Source organism: Parasediminibacterium sp. HNIBRBA5674, assembly GCF_056745525.1.
In genome coordinates this window covers 1-23,201 of the sequence record NZ_JBQWIE010000048.1, presented here as the reverse complement: position 1 = coordinate 23,201, position 23,201 = coordinate 1, and the positions used below count along the sequence as shown (strand labels likewise).

The window sequence follows — 23,201 nt, the reverse complement described above, 5'->3', positions numbered from 1 at the left end:
CTTTTAGTATTGAATTAGCAATTTGTAAGTATTTAGGCGTAACGGCAAAATTATCAATATTGATGTGGTCAATTATTCTCTTTTCTTTCATATAGTGCATTAGTAAACTTGAACATTATGTTGATTATTTCGTTTGTTTCTAATTATTCCACTTTGTATAATACGATGTTTAACATTTTATGAACAGTATTAAATTGTGGCTTTATGGCTAGAGGTATTTTAGCCCGAAAACTACACAATCTTATTTGAACTTCAGTTTGTATTGAGTTTAAATTTTGGGGAAAAGTTTGATTTTTTGTTTTTGCGCACGAAATTAAAATGCTTTCAAGTAATACATCATCCAATAAATTTCGTTTGAACAAAGCTATATTTAATTCAATGAAAGGAATTTCTCTATTTTCTCACTACATAGCCTGTAAAAGACCATTTTTATTGCATCAAAAAAACGCATCCAATTTTGGATGCGGCTTTTTAATGAGCAAGCTAAAACGATTGATGACATGGGGTTACTTTGTGAGCTGTTAAAGTAGCCAAATAATTGTCTAATTCTTTAAGTTGAATATTAATCGATACAGTTTTAAGTAGACAATCTAAATTCATTTTGGCTAATGTTTATAAAACAAAGGGTTTGTAGCTGGTATACCGCATTTATTTCTCCTTCATCCACCAAGTATTGGCACTGTTGTATTTGCCCTCAATTACTATTTTGTAAAAATTAGAAGGATATTGGCTAATGTTTACCGTGCAATACCTTTGGCTAGCTGGTACAGTAGCAAGTTTCATGTATTCATCGCTACCGCCTTGCTTTTTATTATTGGTGGTACTTAACCAAATAGTGACTGAGCCTGTCGTATCAATCGTTTGCCATGTAATATCTGCTTTGTTCTGAAAAATATTTACACTTGGGTTCAGTACCGATGTTTTGCCTATCAATGAAATGCCATCTACTTCTTTGGCAATAGAATCAACCATATTTACATGTAAGTAATTAGCCAAAGTAGGCATAATGTCTACAATGCCTGGTGTGTAATTGTGGGCATAATTGTTTAGTGGCTGGTTACTAGCTATCCATGTATTACGCTGCCTTGCAGATTGCCCACCGTGGCCTTTGCCTGTGGCTTCGTCTCTGCCATGGTCAGTGGTAATAATGAGTAGCCATTTTTCTTTGTAGTGCTTTTCTCGGTATTGTATGGCATCGTAAATAGCGCCTAGTTGCTTGTCAAGTTGTGCAAGGGCATCTTGTTGTTCTGGGCTGTCGCCAAATTTGTGGCCAATGTCATCGGTATATTCTAGATATACCCAATTTAAATCTGGCGCATTCTTTTTAATAGTTACCGCTGCTTCATCGGTTACTTTTTCATCAATTAGGTGCATATAGTTACCTGCTTTGTCGTGTGGAAATTGCAAAGTATCTAGTTCGTAACCATCGGCTTTATAATCTACTTGTAAGTTGCCCGTAGCAGCCAAGCCTTCGCCTACCAGTTTGGTTCTATTATCTAGCCAACTACTAAATACCGCTATTTTTTTGGTAGGATATTGCTGCTTAAACAGTTTAAAAATAGTAGGGTAGTTGTAGTTAGGCGCTTTAATATCGTTACCCCATACATTGTGTTTATTTACCCAAGTACCAGTGAGTAAACTATTGTAGCCTACGGCTGAAATTGTGGGTGTTTGCGAATAGGTATTTTTATCGCCACCAACATGTGCCCTTACATAACTGCCTTGTGCAATAATGCGTTTAAGATTAGGAGTGTTTGCTTGTTCAATTACATCTGCTGGTATGCCATCGGCAATTATAAATACTGCTTTTTGGGCAAAGCTGTTTATTGTAACAATTGTGAAGAGCAAGGTTAGTAGGCGTGTCATGTGTTTCTTTTCGGTAAAAATAGTGTTGGTGTTTTGGTTTGGTATTCTCTAGTAAAATGTTAACCAACAGTTCATATGTTATCGCTTATTTTCTGTGTTACTTGCGCAGCATAAACAATTATCACATGCGCTTTTTTATAGTTCTTATTGTTGCTTCTTTACCGTTTGTATTAGTTGCACAGCCCAATGCGGTTCCTAAAGTCAAACATCGCTTTGTGGTGGTGGCGCACCGTGGTGATCATACCAATGCACCTGAAAATACTTTGTTAGCTTATAAAAATGCTATTAAAAATGGGGTAGATTATGTAGAAATAGATTTACGCACAACAAAAGATAGCCAACTAGTAATTATGCACGATGCAACCTTACTACGCATGACAGGCGTAAATGCCAAAGTAAAAGATTGCTTGTACGATAGCATTAGAGCGTTGCAAGTTCGTGATACCAATCACCCTGAATGGGCTAGCCAAGCTGTACAAAGTTTTCAAGAAGTGTTACAACTATCCAAGGGTAAAATAAATATTTATTTAGACTTTAAAGAGGCTTCTGTACAGCAAGCTTATCAAGCCATTGTAGCCAACAACATGCAGAAACATGTGGTGGTGTATATTAATCAACCGCAGCAATTAATAGATTGGAGGCGTATTGCGCCCAAGATGCCATTAATGATTAGTTTGCCTAAAGCTGTTACGTCAAAAGCAATGATGGATAGCGTTCTAGCAAAGTACCAAATAGATATTCTAGATGGCAATTACAACGAGTACAGTTTAGAAACCGTACAAGCTGCCAAGGATAAACAAGTGCCTATTTGGGCCGATATTCAAGGGAAAGATGAAGACAAGCATTGGCAAGCAGCATTAGCACTTGGGCTAGATGGCTTACAAACAGATCACCCTGCAGCGTTGATTGCTTATTTGAAAAAAATGAAAAAAGGGTAAGTACACGCTTTGACATTAGATTGTGTATTTAGAATGATAGATTATATAAACACATTGTAAGTTTGTACAAATTATTGGCCAATGCAAGAAGATATTATTGTTCAAATTACCAATAAGCTTAAAGAAGTACGCAAAGAAAAAAATATTACACTGCAAGAACTAGCAGATAATGCAGGCGTAACTAAAGGTATGCTTAGCCAAGTGGAAAATAATCGTACTATTCCTTCTTTAACGGTGTTTTTAAACATCATCAAGTCGCTACAAATTGACGTGAATGATTTTTTTAAAGACATTAATAGCTTGCCTGTTGCTAACAAAGTCATTTTTAAAAAGAAGGCACAGAACCAATTTTTTGAAAAAGAAAATGCCATTGGGTTTAGCTACCAACGGTTACTATCAACTACCATTAACGATCAGCATTTAGACTTTGTGATATTAACCCTACAACCAAATGCAAGTAGACCTATGGTAAGTACTGATGCTTACGAATTCAAACTATTGCTAAAAGGGAAAGTTGAGTACGTAATAGGTAACGAGGTGTATGTAATGGAAGAAGGTGATACCTTATTATTTGATGCAACTACTTTGCATAACCCTCGTAATGTAGGCGAAGGTGATGCTATTTTATTGGTAGCCTATTTGTTTAACAAGCCTGCCTAAAGCTTATAGTGTTCTATTAACAGTTTATTCACAATTGTTTAATATTTGTACACAAAATTGATTTTAGATAACAATTTGTTTACTACAACTTAACTTTTGCAACATTTTAACATAACATACCCCAAATAATTTTGCTTCCTAAACGTTAAAAATCTGTTTATGAAGCAATTAAAACATTCATTTTTTAGATGCTTGTTACTGGCTATTGCAGTAATAAGTATTCCACAAATGTTACTTGCCCAAACTGTGCAAGTAAAGGGTAAAGTACTAGATGCAACTACACAAAAACCAATTGATGGTGCTAGTATTATGATTGCAAAATCTTCAAAAGGAACTTCAACAAATGTGCAAGGCGAATTTGCAATTGAAGCACCTAAAGGCAGTAAAATAACTGTAAGTATTATTGGTTATGATGCCCAAATAATTACAGTAAATACTAACTACATAAGTGTTGCATTGGTACAAAATGCAAAACAAGTAGAAGAAGTGGTAGTTACATCTTTGGGTGTAAAAAAAGAAACTAAAAAATTAGGTTACTCTGTACAAGAAGTAAAAGGCGCCGATTTAGTAAAAGCTAGAGAGGTAAACCCAGTAAACAGTTTAGTAGGTAAAGTTGCTGGTTTGGATGTAGCTATTAACCAAGAAATGTTGGCTTCACCAAACGTATCGTTTCGAGGCTACAACATCAGCTTGTATGTAGTTGATGGTATACCTATCACTTCAGATACTTGGAATCTTAGCCCAGATGATATTGAATCGTACACAATATTAAAAGGTTTAGCAGCTACAGCCATTTATGGTAGCCGTGCACAAAATGGTGCCATTTTAATTACTACAAAAAAGGGTAAGAAAAACGATAAAGGCTACACTATTGAGTTTAACTCAAGCACGCAAATAAACAAAGGTTTTATTGCCTTGCCTAAAACACAAGCTCAGTATGGTGGGGGTGACTACTCAACTTATATATTTGGTGATGGTAAAGGTGGCGGATTAAATGATGGTGACTATGATGTATGGGGCCCTGCTCTAAATGGTCAGTTGCTTCCTCAGTACGATAGTCCAATTGATCCAGTTACTGGTGTAAGAAAAGCAACACCTTATGTAGCTCGCGGTGTAGATAACCTGAAACGTTTTATACGCCCAGGTTTATTAACAACCAATAACTTAAGCTTTTCTTCTGCTACGGACCGTTCTAGCATTAGAATGTCTTTAACGCATACTAATCAAAAAGGTATTATACCAAATACCAAGTTAAATACTATCAATTTTAATATGAATGCTAGCTACAACCTTAGTAGCAAGTTAAAAATTGATGGTACTTTAAACTATAATCGTCAGTTTTCTCCAAATATTCCAGATGTAGTGTATGGTCCTAATAGTGTTATTTACACAGTTACTGTTTGGACAGGCGCAGACTGGAACATTGATGATATGCGTAATTATTGGCAGCCAGGTAAAGAAGGTGTACAATCTATTTTTGCTGAATATCAACGTTATCACAACCCTTACTTTGTAAGTTATGAGTGGTTACGTGGTCATACAAAAAATGACATTACTGGTAATGTGTCTCTAACTTATACGCACAGTAAACATTTAGAAGCAACATTAAGAACCAATCTTTCGGCTAATGATGTTTTGAGAACAGAAAAAATGCCTTACTCTGCACACCCTTACGGTAGAGAATTAAACCGTGGCGATTATAGGGAAGACCAACGTTCTTTATTTGACAACAACTTAGAAGCTTTTGTAAAATACAATAACAAGTTTAAAGGTGGTATTACGTATGATGTTTTAGGTGGTGTTAATGCTCGTAATTTTGAGTATAGATCTAGCTTTACAACTACTGATTACTTGAATGTACCAGGTTTGTATTCTTTCTCTAACTCATTAAATCCAGTAAAAGCGTATAGCTTCAACTCTAAAATGTTGGTACTAAGTGCTTACTACTCTTTAAATGTTGACTTTAATAAATATTTCTCTTTAACGGCAACTGGTAGAGTTGATAAAAACTCAACATTATTGCTTAACAATAATACCTATTTCTATCCTTCATTTTCTGGCGCAACTGTATTATCTGACTATTTGAAACTACCTTCTGCTATTAGCTTCTTAAAACTAAGAGCTTCTTATGCACAAGCGAAAGCACCTAGCACAAATCCATATATAGGTCCTGCTGGTTATGGTCTTGGTTATGGTACTCAATATGTATCTGCTTATGGCGGTCCATCATATTCATTGTCTAATCCTGCTTATAGCATTGGTACTACTTACAATGGTCAGTCTGGTGCTAGTTCACCATCTACTGTTATTGATCCAAATATCAAATCATCAGAAACATCTAGTTTAGAATATGGGTTTGATGTGAAATTCTTAAAAAATAGATTGGGTGTAACGGCTACCTATTTTAATAATATTGTTGGTCCTGGTATACGTAATTATCCATTGAGTCAAGCAACTGGTTTATCAGGCTTTACCACAAACGCTATTAAAACACAAGTTCGTGGTGCTGAAATTTCTCTTACAGGTTCACCAATTAGAAGTGCAAAAGGTTTAAATTGGGATGTGTTGGTTAACTGGAGTACTTTTAAAGAAACGTATAAAGACTTACCAGCTAGTTTCTCAAGTTATCAGTTTCAACAAGGCGACCGTGTAGATAAATTATATGCAGGTGTTACTGCTAAAACACAAGATGGTCAAGTGATTAATAACAGTGCTGGTTATCCTGTGTATTTGCCAAAAGTACAGTATGTAGGTAATGCAGATGCTGATTGGTCATGGTCAGTTTATAACAAGTTTTCTTACAAGCAATTTAGCTTCTCTTTCCAATTTGATGGTAAAGTAGGCGGTATGGTACAAGACCGTGTAATGCGTAAAGGTATCGAGGGCGGTTCTAACATATTTACAGTTGAAGGTGCTGTAGGTGCTGCACGTGCTATTGAAGCTAAAAATACTGTTTATAACCCTGCCACAAATAGCTTCTCTGTAACGCCAGGTTTTGTAGGTACTTATGTTGGCGAAGGTGTGCAATTGGCGTCAGGTAGCCCAGCCATTACCTACGATCCTATTACTGGTGTAATAACTAATGCAGGTGCATTGAAATATGCTAAAAATGCAAGCGTAATTGGTTCTATTCAAGATTATGTGAGCAGCTTCTTTAACGATTTTGAGCATACATCTGTAAAGAAAACCTATGCTAAATTGCGTGAAGTGGTAATCACTTACTCTGTACCTGCTAAATTCTTAGGTAAAAAATCATTTATCTCTAAAATTGATATGTCACTGGTAGGTCGTAACTTATTGTACTTCTTCCCTAATCGTTTTAAAGACATGGATGTTGACCAATATTCTGGTCGTAACTACAATAGTGGCAACAGTAAAGAATATGATCTTCAAACGCCTACTACACGTAGCTATGGCTTTAACGTAAATTTTGTTTTCTAAATCAACCATCTTTTTTGAAAACACAAAAAAATAAAATCATGAAAAAGATAAATAAAATAGGCATACTGCTTTTGGCTATAGTTATTGTAGCAAGCAGTTGCTCTAAAACGTTTGACACTTATTCAGTCAACAATAACCAGCCTACATCGGTACCTGCATATTTATTGCTAAGACAAATTGAAAATAGCTTAGTGGTACTTCCAGGTGGTGATGAAGATAAATTCTCTCAATACACATTGTCTACCTACACTTATTATGGTACCAATGAGTATTGGTCTGGTAGTGCGTCTTTGCAGTACAATGTATTAAATAACATTAGTGCTATGGAAAAAGAAGCCGCAAAAGCATCTGGCACTAATAATCCGTATGCAGCTTTGGCTAAGTTTTTTAAAGCCTATGTTTTTTACAACATGACTATGAAAGTAGGTGATTTACCTATGAGTGAAGCTTTGCAAGGCACTACTAATCCTACACCAAAGTATGATACACAAAAGCAAATTTTTGTACAGACTTTGCAATTACTAGAAGATGCTAATACACAATTAGCTACTTTAATTGCTGCTTCTAATACATCTCTATTAGGCGATTTTTACTATGTAGAAAGAGTTTCAAATGCTAAAGATGGTTTGGCTGCTTTAAAGCAATGGCAAAAAGTGGTAAACACATTCAAATTGCGTGTATTGATTAATTTAAGTAAAAAATCAGCAGATGCGGATTTGAATATCAAGCAAAAATTTGCTGATGTTGTAAACAACCCAACTAAATATTCAATTATGACTGATTTGAATGATAATTGGGAATACGTTTACAATGCAGCTTACAACAATTATCCTAACAATAAAGGTAACTATGGTAACGATGCTACACGTTTGTGCGTTGCTGCCACTTGGTTAAATACCTTAGCGGGTTTGAAAGATTTAAGGGCGATGAAAGTGGCCGATCCTGCACGTGGATTGGGCTTTTCAGATACATCATTCAAATCTTTTGTTGGTGGTAATAATGGCGATAATATGAGTACACTAGGTATTAATATTAATGCATTTACTATTTCGCCAATTGGTCGTAAAAGATATTATGATGGCTATACTGGTGAGAATACTTTTATAGTGGGCTACCCAGAAATGTGCTTAAACATTGCAGAAGCTATTAACAGAGGTTGGGTATCTGGTATAGCTAGTACTTGGTATCAAAAAGGCATTACTGCAATGTTTGCTTTTTATGGTGTAAATGATGGCGCCAATACTGTTTCTTTTTTAAGAGGTACTGCGCCTGGCGATTATATTAACTACAACATTACTTTCAACTATGCAGATTATTTTGCACAATCTTCAGTTAAATTGGCTGGCGATGCAACAGATTTGAATAAAATTCTTACACAACGTTATTTAACCTTAGCCCGTAATTCTGGTTACGAAGGTTACTACCAATGGAGAAGAACAGGTGTACCTACTTTTTCAATTGGTGCTGGTGTAGGCAATGGTAACGTTATTCCTTTACGTTTTCAATATCCATCATCTGAATATTCAACTAATGCAACCAATGTAAAAGCGGCTGTACAAAGCCAATACGCTGGTAGCGATGACATTACTAAATCAATGTGGATTCTTCAATAATCATTTATCAATAACACTTTGATAATACCTCAAGTAAGGCGAAATCTTGTATTTCGCCTTACTTTTAATTTTTGCAAAACGTATTTTGTTATGGCTTATTTAAAACTAACAATACCGCTGATTTTAATAACAGCAATTGCAATAGCACAGCCAAAAAAACTAACGTTTTTGCAAGTGCCAAGTAAGCAACAGTTTTGTAAAATAGATGAAAAAGGTGTGTCCATTTTGCCAAGCGGTAGGTTTGTAACGCCGGCTGGCGAAATGATACGTATTTCACACGATCCATTTGGTATGGCTATTTCACCCGATGGTAAAAAAGCAGTAACACTACACAATGGGGTATTTACCATTATAGATATTGCTGCCATGCAAGATACTCGTGTGCCTAGCTACAACAAGCAATTAACGTCTCAGTTGGCACATCAGCCTTTAGCTGCGAGTCCATTTTCTAGCGATTCAATACTTGCAAATAAAATAATTCCTTCACCAATACCAGAAGGTTCTTTTCTTGGCGTAGCATTTGCGCCAGATTCTAAAACAGTGTATTTAAGTGGTGGCGATAATGGCGCAGTAATCGTATACGATATTGAACATTTTAAACGTATTGATTCTATTAGCCTAAATGGCAAAGTAGGTACAATTGATTTTGAAGACAGTTTTACGTCAGATTTATTATTAAACAACAACGAATTATTGATTTTAGACCGAGGCAATTTTCGCTTCGTACGCTACAATCTTATCAATAAAAAAATAACGGCTTCCATACCTGCTGGTCGTCAGCCATTTGGCTTGGCTATTAGTGCAGATAAATCAATGGCTTTTGTAGCCAATGTGGGGGTTTACGCCTATCCTTTAGTAAAAGGTGCAACCAATAAAAAGAACTACGACTCTTTAATGATTCCTTACCATCCATATGGCGATAATACGAAAGAAGCTAGAGAAGGTACGGAGATTGAAGGCAAAGAAATTCCTGGTGTTGGCAGCCCAAATGCACCAGAAGCAATGAGCGTATTTGCCATTAATTTAACCACCAATAAAGTAGTTGATAAATTTAAAACAGGCTACCAAGTTGGTGAAATGATTGAAGAGGCAGAGGTGGTAGGTGGTGCAAGTCCAAATTCTATTGCAGTTGGTAAACGTTATGCCTATGTAACCAATGCTACAAATGACAATATTTCTATCATCGATTACAAACAACACAAACTGCTAGGGCATATTGCTATTAAGGTAGATGCTCGTATTGATAAGTTTAGAGGGTTATTGCCATTTGGTATTACACTTAGCAAAGATGAAAAAACATTGTACGTGGCTTTACTAGGTTTTAATGCTGTAGCTGTAATAGATGTAGCCACTAAAACTACCAAAGGTTTAATACCCACAGGTTGGGGGCCAACAAGAGTTCAATTGGGTAAAGATGAGCAAGAACTATACGTTATTACTTGTAGAGGTTTAGGTGCTGGGCCAAATGGTGGTGCAGGTTTTAAAGCGCCTATTCAGGGTACTTATATTGGCGATATACTATTAGGTAGTTTTCAAAAAATAGCCATGCCAAATAGTAGTGCTTTGGTTGCTTATACTAAGCAAGTTATTAGCAACACATTTGAAGCAACCACGATGGTAGATGATGCCACTAATCCATTGCCAGTATTGCCAGTTTCTAGCAAGAGCCCTATTAAATATATTGTGTACATTACCAAAGAAAATAGAACTTACGATGAAGTATTGGGACAATTACAAAATGCTAATGGTGATACTACTTTGTCCAAGTTTGGTGTTAATTGCGAATACACGTTACCAGATTCTGCTAAGGCTAAATTTAAAAACTTAAGGGTATCGCCTAACCATCATAAGCTCGCTAAAACCTTTTCCTTCAGCGATAATTTTTATTGCGATAGTGATGCCTCTATTCATGGTCACCATTGGATGATGGGTGTAGTGCCAAATGAATGGGTAGAAGCTAACTCAGATGTAGAAAAAACAACCAAGCTATTCTCTACTGCACCGGGTCGTCGTTTTCCTGGCTCAACAGGTAGTATGGATCCTGAAGATTATGCAGAAACAGGAGGGCTTTGGGAAGCCTTAGAAAGAAAGCACATTAACTTCTACAATTTTGGCGAAGCCAACGAAACCGCACATGTGCGTGAAGAGTTGATGGATACTGCAACAGGCGCTGCGCATGGTGTAATGGTGCCTATGCAAAAAGCATTGTTTACACGTACCAGTCACAACTATGCTGGCTTTAATATGAACATTCCAGACCAGTTTAGGATGAAACAATTTGAAGAAGAGTTTACCAAAAAATGGTTAACAGGTAAGCAATTAATGCCTTTTTTAGTTACCATGCAAGTGCCAAACGATCATGGCGCAAGTGTACGACCACAAGATGGTTACCCTTATCGTTCATCGTTTATGGCAGATAATGATTTAGCTGTGGGTAGAATTTTACACTTCTTATCTCGCACCAAATACTGGAAAAATATGTTGGTAATTGTTACAGAAGACGACCCTCAAGGTGGTGTAGACCATATAGATGCACACCGTAGTATTTTAATGATGGCAGGGCCTTATGTAAAGCGTGGCTATGTAAGCCATACTCATGCCAATTTTGGCTCGATACTTAAAACTATCTATAATATTTTAGGTGTACCTTATGTCAATCAATATGATGTAACCGCTTCTTTATTGCAAGATTTTTTTACCAATAAACCAGATTTTACACCTTATACTTTAGAGCAACACGACCCAAGAATTTTTGATGTAGACCAAGCTATGAAAAAATACCATCAATCAATAGACTGGCGTAAAATATTGCAAGGTCCTGCCATGGATAAGGTTGAGGATATCAAAAAAGAATTTAACAAATAATAAATAGGCAAAATGATAAAAATGGTGGTTTTCGATATGGCAGGTACTACTGTAGATGAAGATAACGTAGTATACAAAACCTTACATATGGCTATAAACGAAGCAGGTGTAGATGTAACGTTTGACGATGTACTGCTACATGGTGCAGGTAAGGAAAAACTGAAAGCTACTAAAGATATTTTACTGGCTTGTGGTGTGGTTAATAGCGAAGTAACCGATAATGCATTTAGCTATTTTTTACAACACTTGGCTGATGCCTACGGTACATTACCTATAAAACCCCAACCTAATGCTGTACAACTGTTTAGTGCGTTGCAAAAAATAGGCATTAGCGTGGTGCTAAATACTGGTTACAATAGAGCAACTGCTGAACTTATTTTGCAAAAACTACAATGGCAAGTTGGTAAAGAAATAGATAGTCTAGTAACGGCTTCTGATGTGCCTAATAACAGGCCTTTGCCAGATATGATACTATTAGCTATGCAAAAGTTTGGTATTGCTAATGCTAAAGAAGTAGTAAAAGTTGGTGATTCAATCATCGATATTCAAGAAGGGCAAAATGCAGGCTGTGGCTTGTCAATAGGTATTACTACAGGTGCGCACACTGTGGCACAGTTACAGTCGGCAAAGCCCGATTTTATTATCAACGATTTGATGGCCTTGTTACCCTTAATTCAAGCAGAAAATAATTAAACCAATAAAATAGTAATAAAGCAAATGAAAACTTTACAATCAATACTTGCAATACTTGTACTACTAAGTGTTGTAACTACTACAAACGCTCAGCATCAAACAGAAAATCTAGTAATAGTTACGCTTGATGGTATGCGCTGGCAAGAAGTGTTTGGCGGTGCCGATGCCGTTATTTTGAAGAACAAAACTTACACAAAAGATAGCGCTGCAATCAATGCTATGTTTTGGGCAAATGATATTAATGAAAGACGTAAAAAACTGTTTCCTTTTTTCTGGCAAACGATAGCCACAAAAGGGCAATTGTATGGTAATAGATGGCAGGGTAGTGAAGTGAGCAATGCAAATAAGTACAAGTTTTCTTACCCTGGGTACAACGAAATTTTTACAGGCTATCCAGATACTTTAGTGAATAGTAATGATAAGATTTGGAATAAGAATGTGAATGTGCTTGAGTTTATAAACCAGCAAAAAAATTACAAAGGAAAAGTAGCTGCATTTTCTACTTGGGATGTTTTTCCTTACATCTTAAATACCAAACGCAGTGGCTTGTATGTAAATGCTGATGTAGATACCTTGAAGTTTAAGACCTCAGCATTACAGTTAATAAACGATATGCAGTTTTTAACCACAAGACCTATTGGTGTAAGGCCAGATGTATTTACCTATTTTGCTGCAAGAGAATACATGAAAGCTTACCAGCCAAAAGTGTTGTATATCGCTTTTGATGAAACCGATGATTTTGCACATGGTGGGCAGTACGATCAATATTTAAAATCGGCTCATGCAGAAGATGCCATGATTGCAGATTTATGGCAGTATATACAATCATCGCCTGTATATAAAAACAAAACCACTTTGGTAATTACTTGCGACCATGGTAGAGGCGATAAGGTAAAAGATAATTGGCGCCATCATGGCGAAAAAATTGAAGATGCTGGACAAATTTGGATTGCAGCTATTGGCCCAGATACCGCACCACTTGGTGAAGTAAAAAATGGCAATACATTATTTCAGCAGCAATTGGCAGCCACGTTTGCAAAATTACTTGGCTTCATATTTACGGCTAATCATCCTGTGGCAGAACCAATAAAAAGTATTTACAGTAAGTAAAAATGCTTGAGTTAAAAATTGTCAACCCTAAATTTTGATAAGATGACTTACATGGAACAACAGCAGCAAATTCACCAAGTGGCTGATGAAATAATTGCATTGTACGAAAAGTTTGGTAGTGAAGATTATATTGGTGAGCCAGTATCGCAAATAGAACATATGTGCCAATGTGCAGAACTTGCCGAAGCAAATGGTGCCGATAGAGATACAGTTTTAGCGGCCTTTTTTCATGACATTGGGCATTTGTGTGAGTTCGCAAAACCAGAAGATGGCTTGCAACACATGGATCGGTTTGGTATTGTAGACCATGAAAAACTAGGTGGTGACTATTTGCGCAGTAAAGGCTTTTCTGAAAACATTGCTAAAATGGTAGCAAGCCATGTAGCAGCCAAACGCTATCTCACTTTTAAATATCCCGAGTACTGCAATTTATTATCTGAAGCTAGTAAAAATACGCTCATGCACCAAGGCGGTATTATGACAGAAAGTGAAGCGATGTCTTTTGAAAGTGATCCATTGTGCGAGAAATATGTGGCGCTACGCAAATGGGATGAACAAGCAAAAGTAGAACACCAGCCTTTGCCCGCATTAACTAAGTACAAGCACATGATGATTATGCATTTGTTAGATGCTGCTATTACAAATCAATAATTTCTGTTAGTTCATGCAAGTATTTGTATCAGATAATAAACATAGTGCTGTACAACAATGGCTAGCTAAAACGCCTTGGGTAACGGTATGTTGTATGTCGTTATGTGCGTTTATCATTTACGCATGTATGTATGGTTTTAGAAAGCCTTATACAGTGGCTACTTACACAAATGTTTTCTTTCTTGGTATCTCATACAAAGTGTGTTTGGTGGTAGCACAGGTAATTGGTTACATGATAAGTAAGTTTATAGGCATTAAGTTTATCTCTGCCATGCAGCCAATAAAAAGGACGTATTTTATTGTGTTGTTTATTGGGCTAGCATGGTTGTCGTTACTAGGTTTTGCCATTATTCCAGCGCCTTACAATATCATTTGTATGTTTTTAAATGGCTTGCCGCTAGGTATGGTTTTCGGCTTAGTGTTTGGCTTTTTAGAAGGTAGAAAAACCACAGAAATTATGGGGGCTTTTTTAGCCACTAGTTTCATATTCGCTTCTGGTTTAGCAAAGTCAATAGGCAAGTGGTTACTGTTGCAATGGCATATTACAGATTGGTGGATGCCTTTTGTAGCTGGCGGCTTTTTTATATTGCCATTATTGATAGCAGTTTGGTTTATACAACAAGCACCGCAACCATCGGTTGATGATATGGCACACAGAACAAAGCGCCATCCAATGACAAAGGCTGAAAGAATTGCTTTTGTAAAAACATTTGGCCTAGCTATCACACCAGTGGTTATTGCTTATGGTGCGTTTACCATTGTAAGAGACTTTTGCGAAGACTTTGCTAACGAACTATGGATAGAAACTGGCTACCAAAATAATGCTAGCATTTTTGCCAAAATGAGTACCAATGTATCGCTGATTGTACTGGCAATGATTGGTGGCTTTTTTCTAATCAAGAACAATTACAAGGCATTTGTAGCCGCACACTACATTGTTATTTTTGGTGTGTTATTGTCTGCGGTAGCGACACTACTTTATACTTCTAATTATATTTCGCCAGTAACTTGGATGTTGCTTTGCACCACTGGTATGTACTTGGCCTATATACCTTTTAACTGCCTCTATTTTGAACGTATGTTATCAACCTATCAAATACGAGCCAATGTTGGCTTTGTAATGTACATAGCAGATGCATTTGGTTATTTAGGTACTGTATTAGTACTACTTATAAAAGAGTTTATTACCATCAAATACAATTGGGTAAGCTTTTTTTCTGGCTTGTTTTATACTGCTAGTATTATAGGCACACTATTAATTGCGGTTAGCTTAATTATTCACCATCAATTGTTTAAAATCATCACGTCACGTCATGCAAAGTAATAGTCAATCAGCCATTGTAGTAGGTGCAGGTATTGTAGGTTTAGCCACAGCTAGAGCACTTAGTTTAAAAGGCTTTAGGGTTACCATTATTGAAAGAACGCAACAAGCGGTTGATGCGTCTATTAGAAATTTTGGTATGCTATGGCCTATTGGGCAGCCCGATGGGCAGTTGTACAATCGAGCCATGCGTAGCAAAACCATTTGGAAAGATATTGCAGATAGTACTGGCTTATGGTACGATGAAGTAGGTAGCTTGCATGTAGCGCACCACCATGATGAATGGCAGGTATTGCAAGAGCTGTACGAAGCATTTACACAAAGCGGTAGACCCGTAACCCTGCTAGAGAAAAGTGCCATCTTAGAAAAATATAATGGTGTAAATGGTAATGGTTTATTAGGCGGTTTGTACAGTGCTACTGAAACGATTGTAGACCCACGTGTAGCTATAGTAACCGTAGCAAAATATTTAGAAGAGTTTTTGGATGTACAGTTTATTTGGGGTAAGGCAGTTACCAATGTGGCAACAGGTAAAGTATGGATGGGTAATGAAACATTGCAAGCAGATGTGGTATGTATATGCAGCGGTGCAGATTTTGAAACGCTGTACCCACAACAGTTTCAGCAGTTGGCTATTACAAAGTGTAAGCTACAAATGCTACGTTTTACAACAGATACACCAAGCAATCGAATGGGCGTTTCATTATGTGGCGGTTTATCATTAATTCATTATAATAGTTTTAAAGCAGCCGCTTCTCTACCAAAGTTAAAGACTAGATACGAGGCAGAAATGAGCGACTATTTACAATGGGGTATTCATGTAATGGTATCGCAAAATGATAAAGGCCAATTGACGGTTGGTGATAGCCATGAGTATGGATTAACGTTTGATCCATTCGATAAAGCATTCATAAATACCATGGTGATGGATTACTTAAAGCAGTTTGCAGTTACAGATAACTGGCAGCTTATACAATCTTGGCATGGCATTTACCCTAAAATGACTAATGGCGCTACCGATGTATTTTTACAACCTGATAAAGATGTGTACATCATCAATGGATTGGGTGGCGCAGGTATGACACTCAGTTTTGGCTTTGCAGAAGAATGTGTGAATGCCATATAGTAAAGTCCAAAATATATTTTATAAATAAATATATTTTGGACGCTATCATAATATAATCGACCAATGTTTTAAAAGTTGTAGGTAATGTTATGACAGTTAAGTTGGTAAATGCTTTACGTAGAATGATAAAATTTTAAGTAAAAGTTATGGTTGTAAGTGTAACAAGGAATTAGGTTTTAGAACGCGAAAAATATTTATGTTTTACATATTGTAAATATTTTTACATCGGTATCCAAATAGCATCACCTGCGTTTAACACATAATTGCCTTGATTGTCTTTCAATTGCAGTTTATTCCTTTTAGCTATTAATTCTATCCATTCAGGTACACCTTTAATAGCTATTTTCTTTTTATCCGCTACTTGCCACAGGCCTTCGCCTTCTGCCATTACGTATTTTTTGTACTTAATCTTTATGGGTTTCTTTTTAACGGTTGTAGTAGTTGGTTTGCTTGGTTTTGGCTTAATGATTTTGCCAAAAATAGATTCAAAAAATGAAGGCTTTTTAGGTTGTTGCGGCTGATAAAAGCTTGACTTTTCTGATGGTTTTGCCAAGAGAATGTTGGTGTCATTTTGAGATAAATGACTGTAGCAGAATAATATTAACACATAGTTTCGCATCGTTAAGAGGGTCTTCACTGATATTGGATCGAATACTTAATGCCAAGATACTGTAACTGTTTTTCAGGCATATTATTGTGCAGATGTAACATTTTAAACAAATGCTTCTATAAACTACATTTATTTACCTATCATGGTATAGTGGTGTCTATGTTCAAGCGGTGTTTTTTGGGTAATGTTTTTAAAATGCCTATTGAAGTTTGAAAAATTATTGTAACCACATTCGTAGCAGATGTCGGCAATGCTTTTATTAGTTTCAGCCAATAGCTTGCAAGCATGTCCTATACGCACTTCTATCAAAAATTTTGAGAAGGTTTTTTTAATTCTCGATTTAAAATATCTACAAAAAGATTGTGGGCTTATGTGTGCCACTTTTGCCACTTGTTCCAAAGTAATTTCTGCCGAAAAATTTTGCAATACAAATTGATAAATGGCATTCAATCTATCCACTTCTCTTGGGTTGTAATGAAACTCTAAACCCTTACTACATATGGTTTTGGTGTCTTTTGAATTAGCAATTGCTTCAAGTATTTGCAGTAGTACAATAATGCGTTCGCTATTTTTTACAGCTACCAATTTTTCTAGTAAAATACCCACTTGTTTTTGAGTATTATTTTTTATTCTTACCGCTTGCTGTGCTTTTTGCAATAGCCTTGCAATGGCTTTATTTTCTGGTAAATTAAAAAAAGTATCTCCTAAGAAGTTAGCTGTAAAATGTACCACAATCGCTTCGCATGTTAGTCCAGAGTTAGATATAAAATAACTGTCTTCGCTGCGCCAATAATGTGGTAAATCAGCACCTAATAAAATCATATCGCCACTCTTAAAATGGTGTACATGGTCGCCTATAAATTGCCTGCCCGAACCTTTAATAATATGTACCAACTCTAGTTCAGGATGGTGGTGCCACTTGTTGTAAAAATGCGGTACTACATCGTGCCGTACACTAAACGATTGATCTGGTTGCAAATGAATCTTTAACAGGTGTGGTTTCATACACTGTTTTTTGATGATAAGATGTTATTTTATAGGCTAAAATTACCAGAAATAATGTGAAGATATCATCACAAGATGCTAACCTGTTGCCATATAATGAAAAATACGCAAGATATCTTCGCCTAAAAAATCTCATGGCAAACAATTTTATCCTTCCGTTAAACAAAGTAGGTATTAACGATATTGAAATCGTTGGTGGTAAAAATGCATCTCTTGGCGAAATGATTCAGCACTTAGCGGCCTTGGGAGTAAACATTCCAAATGGCTTTGTAATTACTGTGGATGCTTATCGCCAATTTATTGCTTACAACGGATTAGAAAGTACCATCAAGCACATCATCAACACGATTGATTACGATAATATCGAATCGTTGAGAAGAGGTGGTAACCAAGTACGTTTATTAATTCGTAATGGCCGCTTTGAGAAACAGATGAGTGAGGATATTATTAAGGCTTACGAACTTTTGTCAGCAAATTATAAACAAGATTATACCGATGTAGCAGTACGTTCATCAGCTACCGCTGAAGATTTGCCAGATGCTTCTTTTGCTGGTCAACAAGAAACATTTTTAAACGTTACAGGCCCTGCTACTTTAATGGATTGTGTACGTAATTGTTTTGCATCCTTATTTACAGATAGAGCAATCAGTTATCGCCAAACATTTGGTTACAATCATTTTGCTGTGGCGCTAAGTATTTGTGTGCAAAAAATGGTGCGTAGCGATTTGGGTTCGTCTGGTGTGGCTTTTAGCCTTGATACCGAAAGTGGGTTTAAGGATGTTGTGGTAATTAATGGCTCTTATGGTTTGGGTGAAATGGTGGTACAAGGCGCTATATCGCCTGATGAGTTTATTGTGTTTAAACCATCGCTACAAAAGGGCTACAAGTCAATCATAGAAAAGAAATTGGGTGTAAAAGATAAGATGATGGTGTATGGCGATAAAGCTGATGAACGTGTGAAAATTATCTCTACCGAAAAAAGCTTTCAACATCGGTTTTGCTTGTCAGATGCTGAGGTGATTAAACTAGCAGATTGGGTAGTAAAAATTGAGAACTACTACACATCTATTAAAGGTAAATGGACACCTATGGATGTAGAGTGGGCTGTTGATGGCTTGAGTAAAGAACTGTTTATTGTACAAGCAAGACCAGAAACCATTCACTCACAAAAAGACCATGGTAAAATAACTGAGTACGCCATTTTTGATGCCGCAAGAGAAGAAAAAATACTCATGAAAGGCATTGCTGTAGGCGATAAAATTGGTGCAGGTAAAGTGAACATTTTATTCTCGCTAGATAAGCGTGCTGTAGAAGGCCACGAGTTTAAAGAAGGCGATGTTTTGGTAACCGATATGACGGATCCAGATTGGGAACCAATTATGAAAAAAGCATCGGCTATTGTAACCAATAAGGGCGGTAGAACTTGTCATGCCGCTATTGTAGCAAGAGAACTAGGTGTACCCGCTATTGTAGGTTGTGGCAATGCAACAGATATTTTTAATGAGGGCCAAGAAATTACTGTTAGCTGTGCTGAGGGCGAAATAGGCTTAATATACGACGGAATTATTGGCTTTGAAAAAAGTGAGTACGATTTAAAAGATTTACCGCCTGTTAAAACCAAGTTGATGCTAAACGTAGCTACACCATCCATGTGCTTTAAGTTTTCACATTTACCAAATGCAGGTGTAGGTCTGGCTCGTGAAGAGTTTATCATTAACAACTATATCCAAATTCATCCTTTGGCTTTAATGCACCACAAAACCTTAAACGATGCACCATTGAGTAAAGAAATTGAGAAGCGCATTTTTGGTTACGATAATGAAGAAGATTTCTTTATCAAAAAATTGTCTTACGGTATTGCAAAAATTGCGGCTGCTTTTTATCCAAACAAAGTGATTGTGCGCTTTAGCGATTTTAAAAGCAATGAGTACTATAACTTACTTGGTGGTAATCATTTTGAACCGCATGAAGAAAACCCAATGATTGGTTGGCGCGGCGCTTCACGCTATTATTCAGAGGCTTACAAGCCAGCATTTGGCTTAGAATGTAAAGCCATAAAAATAGTACGTGAAGAAATGGGCTTAGACAATGTAGTAGTGATGATACCATTCTGCCGCACTGTAGAAGAGCTAGTACTTGTAAAAGATGTGATGCAAGAATTTGGCTTGGTGCGTGGCGAAAATGGCCTTGAATTGTACTTGATGGCAGAAATTCCATCTAATATTATTATGGCCGATGAGTTTGCCAAACATATTGATGGCTTTTCAATAGGTTCTAATGATTTGACACAGTTGACACTTGGGCTAGATAGAGATTCTTCCTTGGTGGCGCATTTGTACGATGAGCGTAACCCTGCGGTAAAAGCCATGATTTCGAAACTCATTGCTTCGGCAAAAGCCAATGGTGTAAAAGTGGGTATTTGTGGTCAAGGCCCTTCAGATTTTCCTGACTTTGCACAATTCTTGGTAGAACAAGGAATTGATAGTATTTCTGTAACGCCAGACTCAATTATTAAAACCATTAAAGCCATTGCAGCAGTAGAAAAATAGACATAGAAATCCCTATTTATCATAAATAAAACCATATGCAAAAGGTATTTTAATACATGGTACATGGTGCTAGGTTTGTATTAATAAGCTTGCAAAAAAATGAGATGGTATTTAGCCATCCTGAGTTTCACAAACGTGAAGCGACCTTAATGAGTAGCTGCAATACCACTAGTGTAAACCTTGACCATGTAGTAGCATCTATGAAAAAAGGCTGCGGACACACTAGAAAATGGTGGGTGCATATAAAAAAGTTTATAGGATATTCTACGCAAGCGCTTTGCTACTTGGAAAAATTACAACCGAAGACTTTGAAGAGAGGCAAGCAGTATTGGAATAAGGTTAAAAATAATAGTAAGCAACATCAAGCATATAAAGGCCACACTCTGTAAAGGATGTAGCTTTTTTGGTCACCAACTATAGTACTACTATTTAGCTTTTGTTGCGTCGCACTCTTCTACGTTCTGTTCGTTATTGTACTTTTATCTAAGCAATAACTATAAATCCTTTTATCCACCTAAATCAGCGTCATTAGCGTTCCCATCATTTCGAAAATTGCACCATTTGTAATATCAAATCTGCATCAGGGCAATTGGCTAAGTATTGTTCACGTTCACTTAATTTACACACACCAAGATAATCACCCTTTTTACCTTGCATATCTATAATTAGCTGATAATGCAAGTGTGGTGGCCAATTACCATTTTCTTCTGCCTTACCAAAATGCGCTACCAATTCACCTTTTGCAATAGGTTTCCCTTCGTACAAGCCATCCAAATCTTTTAGCGACAAATGGCCATACAAAGCATGAAATACAAAGCCGTCAATTTGGTGTTGTAAAATAATGGTAGCACCATAATCACCATAAAAATTATTAGAGGCAAAACTATGTACCAAACCATCTAATGCAGCAAACACGGGCGTTTTAGCTTCGCCCCAAATATCTACACCTAAATGTAAACGCCTTGGTTCGTCTGCGGTATCAAACACTTTACTACGGCTGTAAATAGTACGATGTTCGTTGTAACCACCAATGCCAAATTTGGCATTTGAAGTCTGAAGTTTGGTATTAATATAAGCTGAGAAATTAACTGTATTGTTTAAAATCTCATCGGTTAATTCAGTATTTGCAACCGTAAAATCTTGCAATAATAAGGTATCTAGTTGCGCATTAAACGGCACAACCTTAGCAAATGCTGGCTGATGTTTTTGTAAAATGGCTGATAACATTGGCTAACTAATATCGCTTACTTAACTGGTATTTCTTTTTAAAATAGCGCCCAACTAAAATATTGATAATAAACAAGCATGACAAAAATAATCTTGCTACAATACCATCAACAATCACATGTATTAATAAAGATATTACAAAGCAACCTACCACAATTAAAGGCGTAGCAGTTTTGTATTGTGCCATACCCTTCGGTAAAGCTGTGTGCAGGTTGTGTTTGGTATTTATAATATAACGCCACAACCGCACTTGAAACAACCCCGCAACAATTACATTACAGCTATAAATAAAAAATGGCTGAATAAAAATGTAGCGGCTCATAAAGGCTGTGGTAAATGGCATTGCTACAATAGAGAGCAAAAACCAGTTGTTGAGCGATAATAGTTTTCTATCGTAGTCTTTTATAAAACCAAACAAAGTATGGTGGGCTTTCCAAAAACTGCCAATTACCATAAAACTTATTAAAAAGCCTATAAACTCAGGAATCATTTCTTGCATTGCATGGCCAAATTCTTCGCTAAATGCATTTTTGTCAAAAGGTAAGTTGGGTACCTTAATTTCAATAATCAATAGCGTAATAGCAATGGCAAATACTGCGTCAGAAAACAACGCTATACGTTCTAGTTGAAAAGCTGATTGATGGTCTTGATGTTGTTGGCTCATTACAACGGCTTATTTGATTGATAGTCAAAAATATAAGAATTGCCAATACAAAAGCAGCTATTTTCAAGCGCTTCATAAACTCTAAAATAATAGGAAACAGTTTGCTCGGCTCTTCTACTTGTGGGTTGTGACCACTTTTTTCAAACATCACAAACTGCGCTTGCGGGCAGTAAGTTTTGTACCCAACTTGCATACGTGGCACGGCCACTCTATCGTATCTACCAGCGTAAATGAGTATTAGAATTTTTAACTACAAGCACAAAAGCCACTGCAACAGATGGTACATCTGCCGAAACACCAAAGAAACATTCTACATCTCAACAGAGTTTTGATATGCGCATTAAAAACTTTAAAGATTTTATTGCGAGTTTAAAACAAGTAACTGCGTATACACCCGAAGAATCGAACATTACCATTGCTAGCCTAGAAGCTTATGCTACTAGCCTTACTGATGCTAACAAAGCAGTAGATACTGCTTATAACGACTATTCAAAAGCATTACAATTACGTGATACCTTATTATATCATCCAGAAACAGGCGTAGTAGAACTAAGCAAAAAACTAAAAAGCTATTTGAAAAGTGTAAAAGACATATCTGCAAGCGATAAGCAAGAAGCGGCAGCCATACCGTTTAAAGCACCTGCTAAGAAAAATTTGTTCTTATAAGGGGCAAAAAGGGCATTCGCCCTTTTCAATAAGTCATAATTTTTTATTAGAATTACGTAAGTATCAGCAAAATAAGTATACATCTTGTCTAGGTAACTATACATCGTGATGATGTAACCGCAGGGCAAACGCATCTAAATTTATTTTTTGCATACTTATTAAGTAAAGGCGAACGTTTTGGATAGAAAACATTTAT

18 protein-coding genes are annotated in these 23,201 nt (G+C 36.5%); 13 read left to right on the top strand and 5 right to left on the bottom strand.

Annotated features, from left to right (window positions below; all coding sequences use genetic code 11):
* Nucleotides 1-648: 648 nt before the first annotated feature.
* Nucleotides 649-1,866 carry an alkaline phosphatase family protein gene (locus ACT9TX_RS16920; RefSeq protein ID WP_481340065.1) on the bottom strand — a complete coding sequence of 406 codons (1,218 nt, stop codon included), beginning with the start codon at nucleotides 1,864-1,866 and terminating at the stop codon, nucleotides 649-651.
* 125 nt (nucleotides 1,867-1,991) lie between these two features.
* Between ACT9TX_RS16920 and ACT9TX_RS16915 the strand changes: the two genes are divergently transcribed.
* From ACT9TX_RS16915 to ACT9TX_RS16870, 10 genes are all read left to right on the top strand, one after another.
* Nucleotides 1,992-2,804, top strand: coding sequence for a glycerophosphodiester phosphodiesterase family protein (locus ACT9TX_RS16915; protein ID WP_481340063.1), 813 nt, complete (start codon nucleotides 1,992-1,994; stop codon nucleotides 2,802-2,804).
* An 81-nt stretch (nucleotides 2,805-2,885) separates the two neighbouring features.
* Nucleotides 2,886-3,464 (top strand): helix-turn-helix domain-containing protein, encoded by a 579-nt coding sequence (locus ACT9TX_RS16910; protein WP_481340062.1) that lies wholly within the window; start codon nucleotides 2,886-2,888, stop codon nucleotides 3,462-3,464.
* Nucleotides 3,465-3,623: 159 nt separating this feature from the next.
* A complete protein-coding gene (locus ACT9TX_RS16905) occupies nucleotides 3,624-6,905 on the top strand; it encodes a SusC/RagA family TonB-linked outer membrane protein (protein WP_481340060.1) in 3,282 nt (1,093 codons plus the stop codon).
* A 38-nt stretch (nucleotides 6,906-6,943) separates the two neighbouring features.
* Nucleotides 6,944-8,518, top strand: a complete 1,575-nt coding sequence (locus ACT9TX_RS16900) for a SusD/RagB family nutrient-binding outer membrane lipoprotein (protein WP_481340059.1) — start codon at nucleotides 6,944-6,946, stop codon at nucleotides 8,516-8,518.
* Nucleotides 8,519-8,608: 90 nt separating this feature from the next.
* Complete coding sequence (locus tag ACT9TX_RS16895) at nucleotides 8,609-11,383, top strand: phosphoesterase (protein WP_481340058.1); 2,775 nt, start codon at nucleotides 8,609-8,611, stop codon at nucleotides 11,381-11,383.
* A gap of 12 nt (nucleotides 11,384-11,395) precedes the next feature.
* Nucleotides 11,396-12,076 carry an HAD-IA family hydrolase gene (locus ACT9TX_RS16890; protein ID WP_481340056.1) on the top strand — a complete coding sequence of 227 codons (681 nt, stop codon included), beginning with the start codon at nucleotides 11,396-11,398 and terminating at the stop codon, nucleotides 12,074-12,076.
* Between the two features lie 24 nt (nucleotides 12,077-12,100).
* Nucleotides 12,101-13,186, top strand: a complete 1,086-nt coding sequence (locus ACT9TX_RS16885; RefSeq protein ID WP_481340054.1) for an alkaline phosphatase family protein — start codon at nucleotides 12,101-12,103, stop codon at nucleotides 13,184-13,186.
* A 42-nt stretch (nucleotides 13,187-13,228) separates the two neighbouring features.
* Nucleotides 13,229-13,837: an HDIG domain-containing metalloprotein gene (locus ACT9TX_RS16880; RefSeq protein WP_481340053.1), complete on the top strand. Its 609-nt coding sequence runs from the start codon at nucleotides 13,229-13,231 to the stop codon at nucleotides 13,835-13,837.
* Nucleotides 13,838-13,850: 13 nt separating this feature from the next.
* Nucleotides 13,851-15,161 (top strand): DUF5690 family protein, encoded by a 1,311-nt coding sequence (locus tag ACT9TX_RS16875; protein ID WP_481340052.1) that lies wholly within the window; start codon nucleotides 13,851-13,853, stop codon nucleotides 15,159-15,161.
* Nucleotides 15,151-16,284 (top strand): TIGR03364 family FAD-dependent oxidoreductase, encoded by a 1,134-nt coding sequence (locus ACT9TX_RS16870; RefSeq protein WP_481340050.1) that lies wholly within the window; start codon nucleotides 15,151-15,153, stop codon nucleotides 16,282-16,284. The genes ACT9TX_RS16875 and ACT9TX_RS16870 overlap by 11 nt, the downstream gene beginning before the upstream one ends.
* A 220-nt stretch (nucleotides 16,285-16,504) precedes the next feature.
* Here ACT9TX_RS16870 and ACT9TX_RS16865 read toward each other — a convergent pair whose 3' ends face one another.
* Nucleotides 16,505-16,837 (bottom strand): hypothetical protein, encoded by a 333-nt coding sequence (locus ACT9TX_RS16865; protein ID WP_481340049.1) that lies wholly within the window; start codon nucleotides 16,835-16,837, stop codon nucleotides 16,505-16,507.
* Nucleotides 16,838-17,023: 186 nt separating this feature from the next.
* Nucleotides 17,024-17,899: an AraC family transcriptional regulator gene (locus ACT9TX_RS16860; RefSeq protein ID WP_481340047.1), complete on the bottom strand. Its 876-nt coding sequence runs from the start codon at nucleotides 17,897-17,899 to the stop codon at nucleotides 17,024-17,026.
* 134 nt (nucleotides 17,900-18,033) lie between these two features.
* On the opposite strand from ACT9TX_RS16860, the gene ppsA reads away from it, so the two are divergent.
* Nucleotides 18,034-20,448 (top strand): phosphoenolpyruvate synthase, encoded by a 2,415-nt coding sequence (gene ppsA, locus ACT9TX_RS16855; protein ID WP_481340045.1) that lies wholly within the window; start codon nucleotides 18,034-18,036, stop codon nucleotides 20,446-20,448.
* 56 nt (nucleotides 20,449-20,504) lie between these two features.
* The gene (locus ACT9TX_RS16850) at nucleotides 20,505-20,837 is read left to right on the top strand and encodes a hypothetical protein (protein WP_481340044.1); all 333 of its coding nucleotides are present in this window, start codon (nucleotides 20,505-20,507) and stop codon (nucleotides 20,835-20,837) included.
* A gap of 151 nt (nucleotides 20,838-20,988) precedes the next feature.
* On the opposite strand, the gene ACT9TX_RS16845 is transcribed toward ACT9TX_RS16850, so the two are convergent.
* Nucleotides 20,989-21,675, bottom strand: coding sequence for a peptidoglycan DD-metalloendopeptidase family protein (locus ACT9TX_RS16845; protein ID WP_481340043.1), 687 nt, complete (start codon nucleotides 21,673-21,675; stop codon nucleotides 20,989-20,991).
* Between the two features lie 7 nt (nucleotides 21,676-21,682).
* Nucleotides 21,683-22,339 (bottom strand): TMEM175 family protein, encoded by a 657-nt coding sequence (locus ACT9TX_RS16840; RefSeq protein ID WP_481340042.1) that lies wholly within the window; start codon nucleotides 22,337-22,339, stop codon nucleotides 21,683-21,685.
* Between the two features lie 333 nt (nucleotides 22,340-22,672).
* Between ACT9TX_RS16840 and ACT9TX_RS16835 the strand changes: the two genes are divergently transcribed.
* Nucleotides 22,673-23,005, top strand: coding sequence for a hypothetical protein (locus ACT9TX_RS16835; protein ID WP_481340040.1), 333 nt, complete (start codon nucleotides 22,673-22,675; stop codon nucleotides 23,003-23,005).
* The last annotated feature ends 196 nt before the right edge of the window (nucleotides 23,006-23,201 follow it).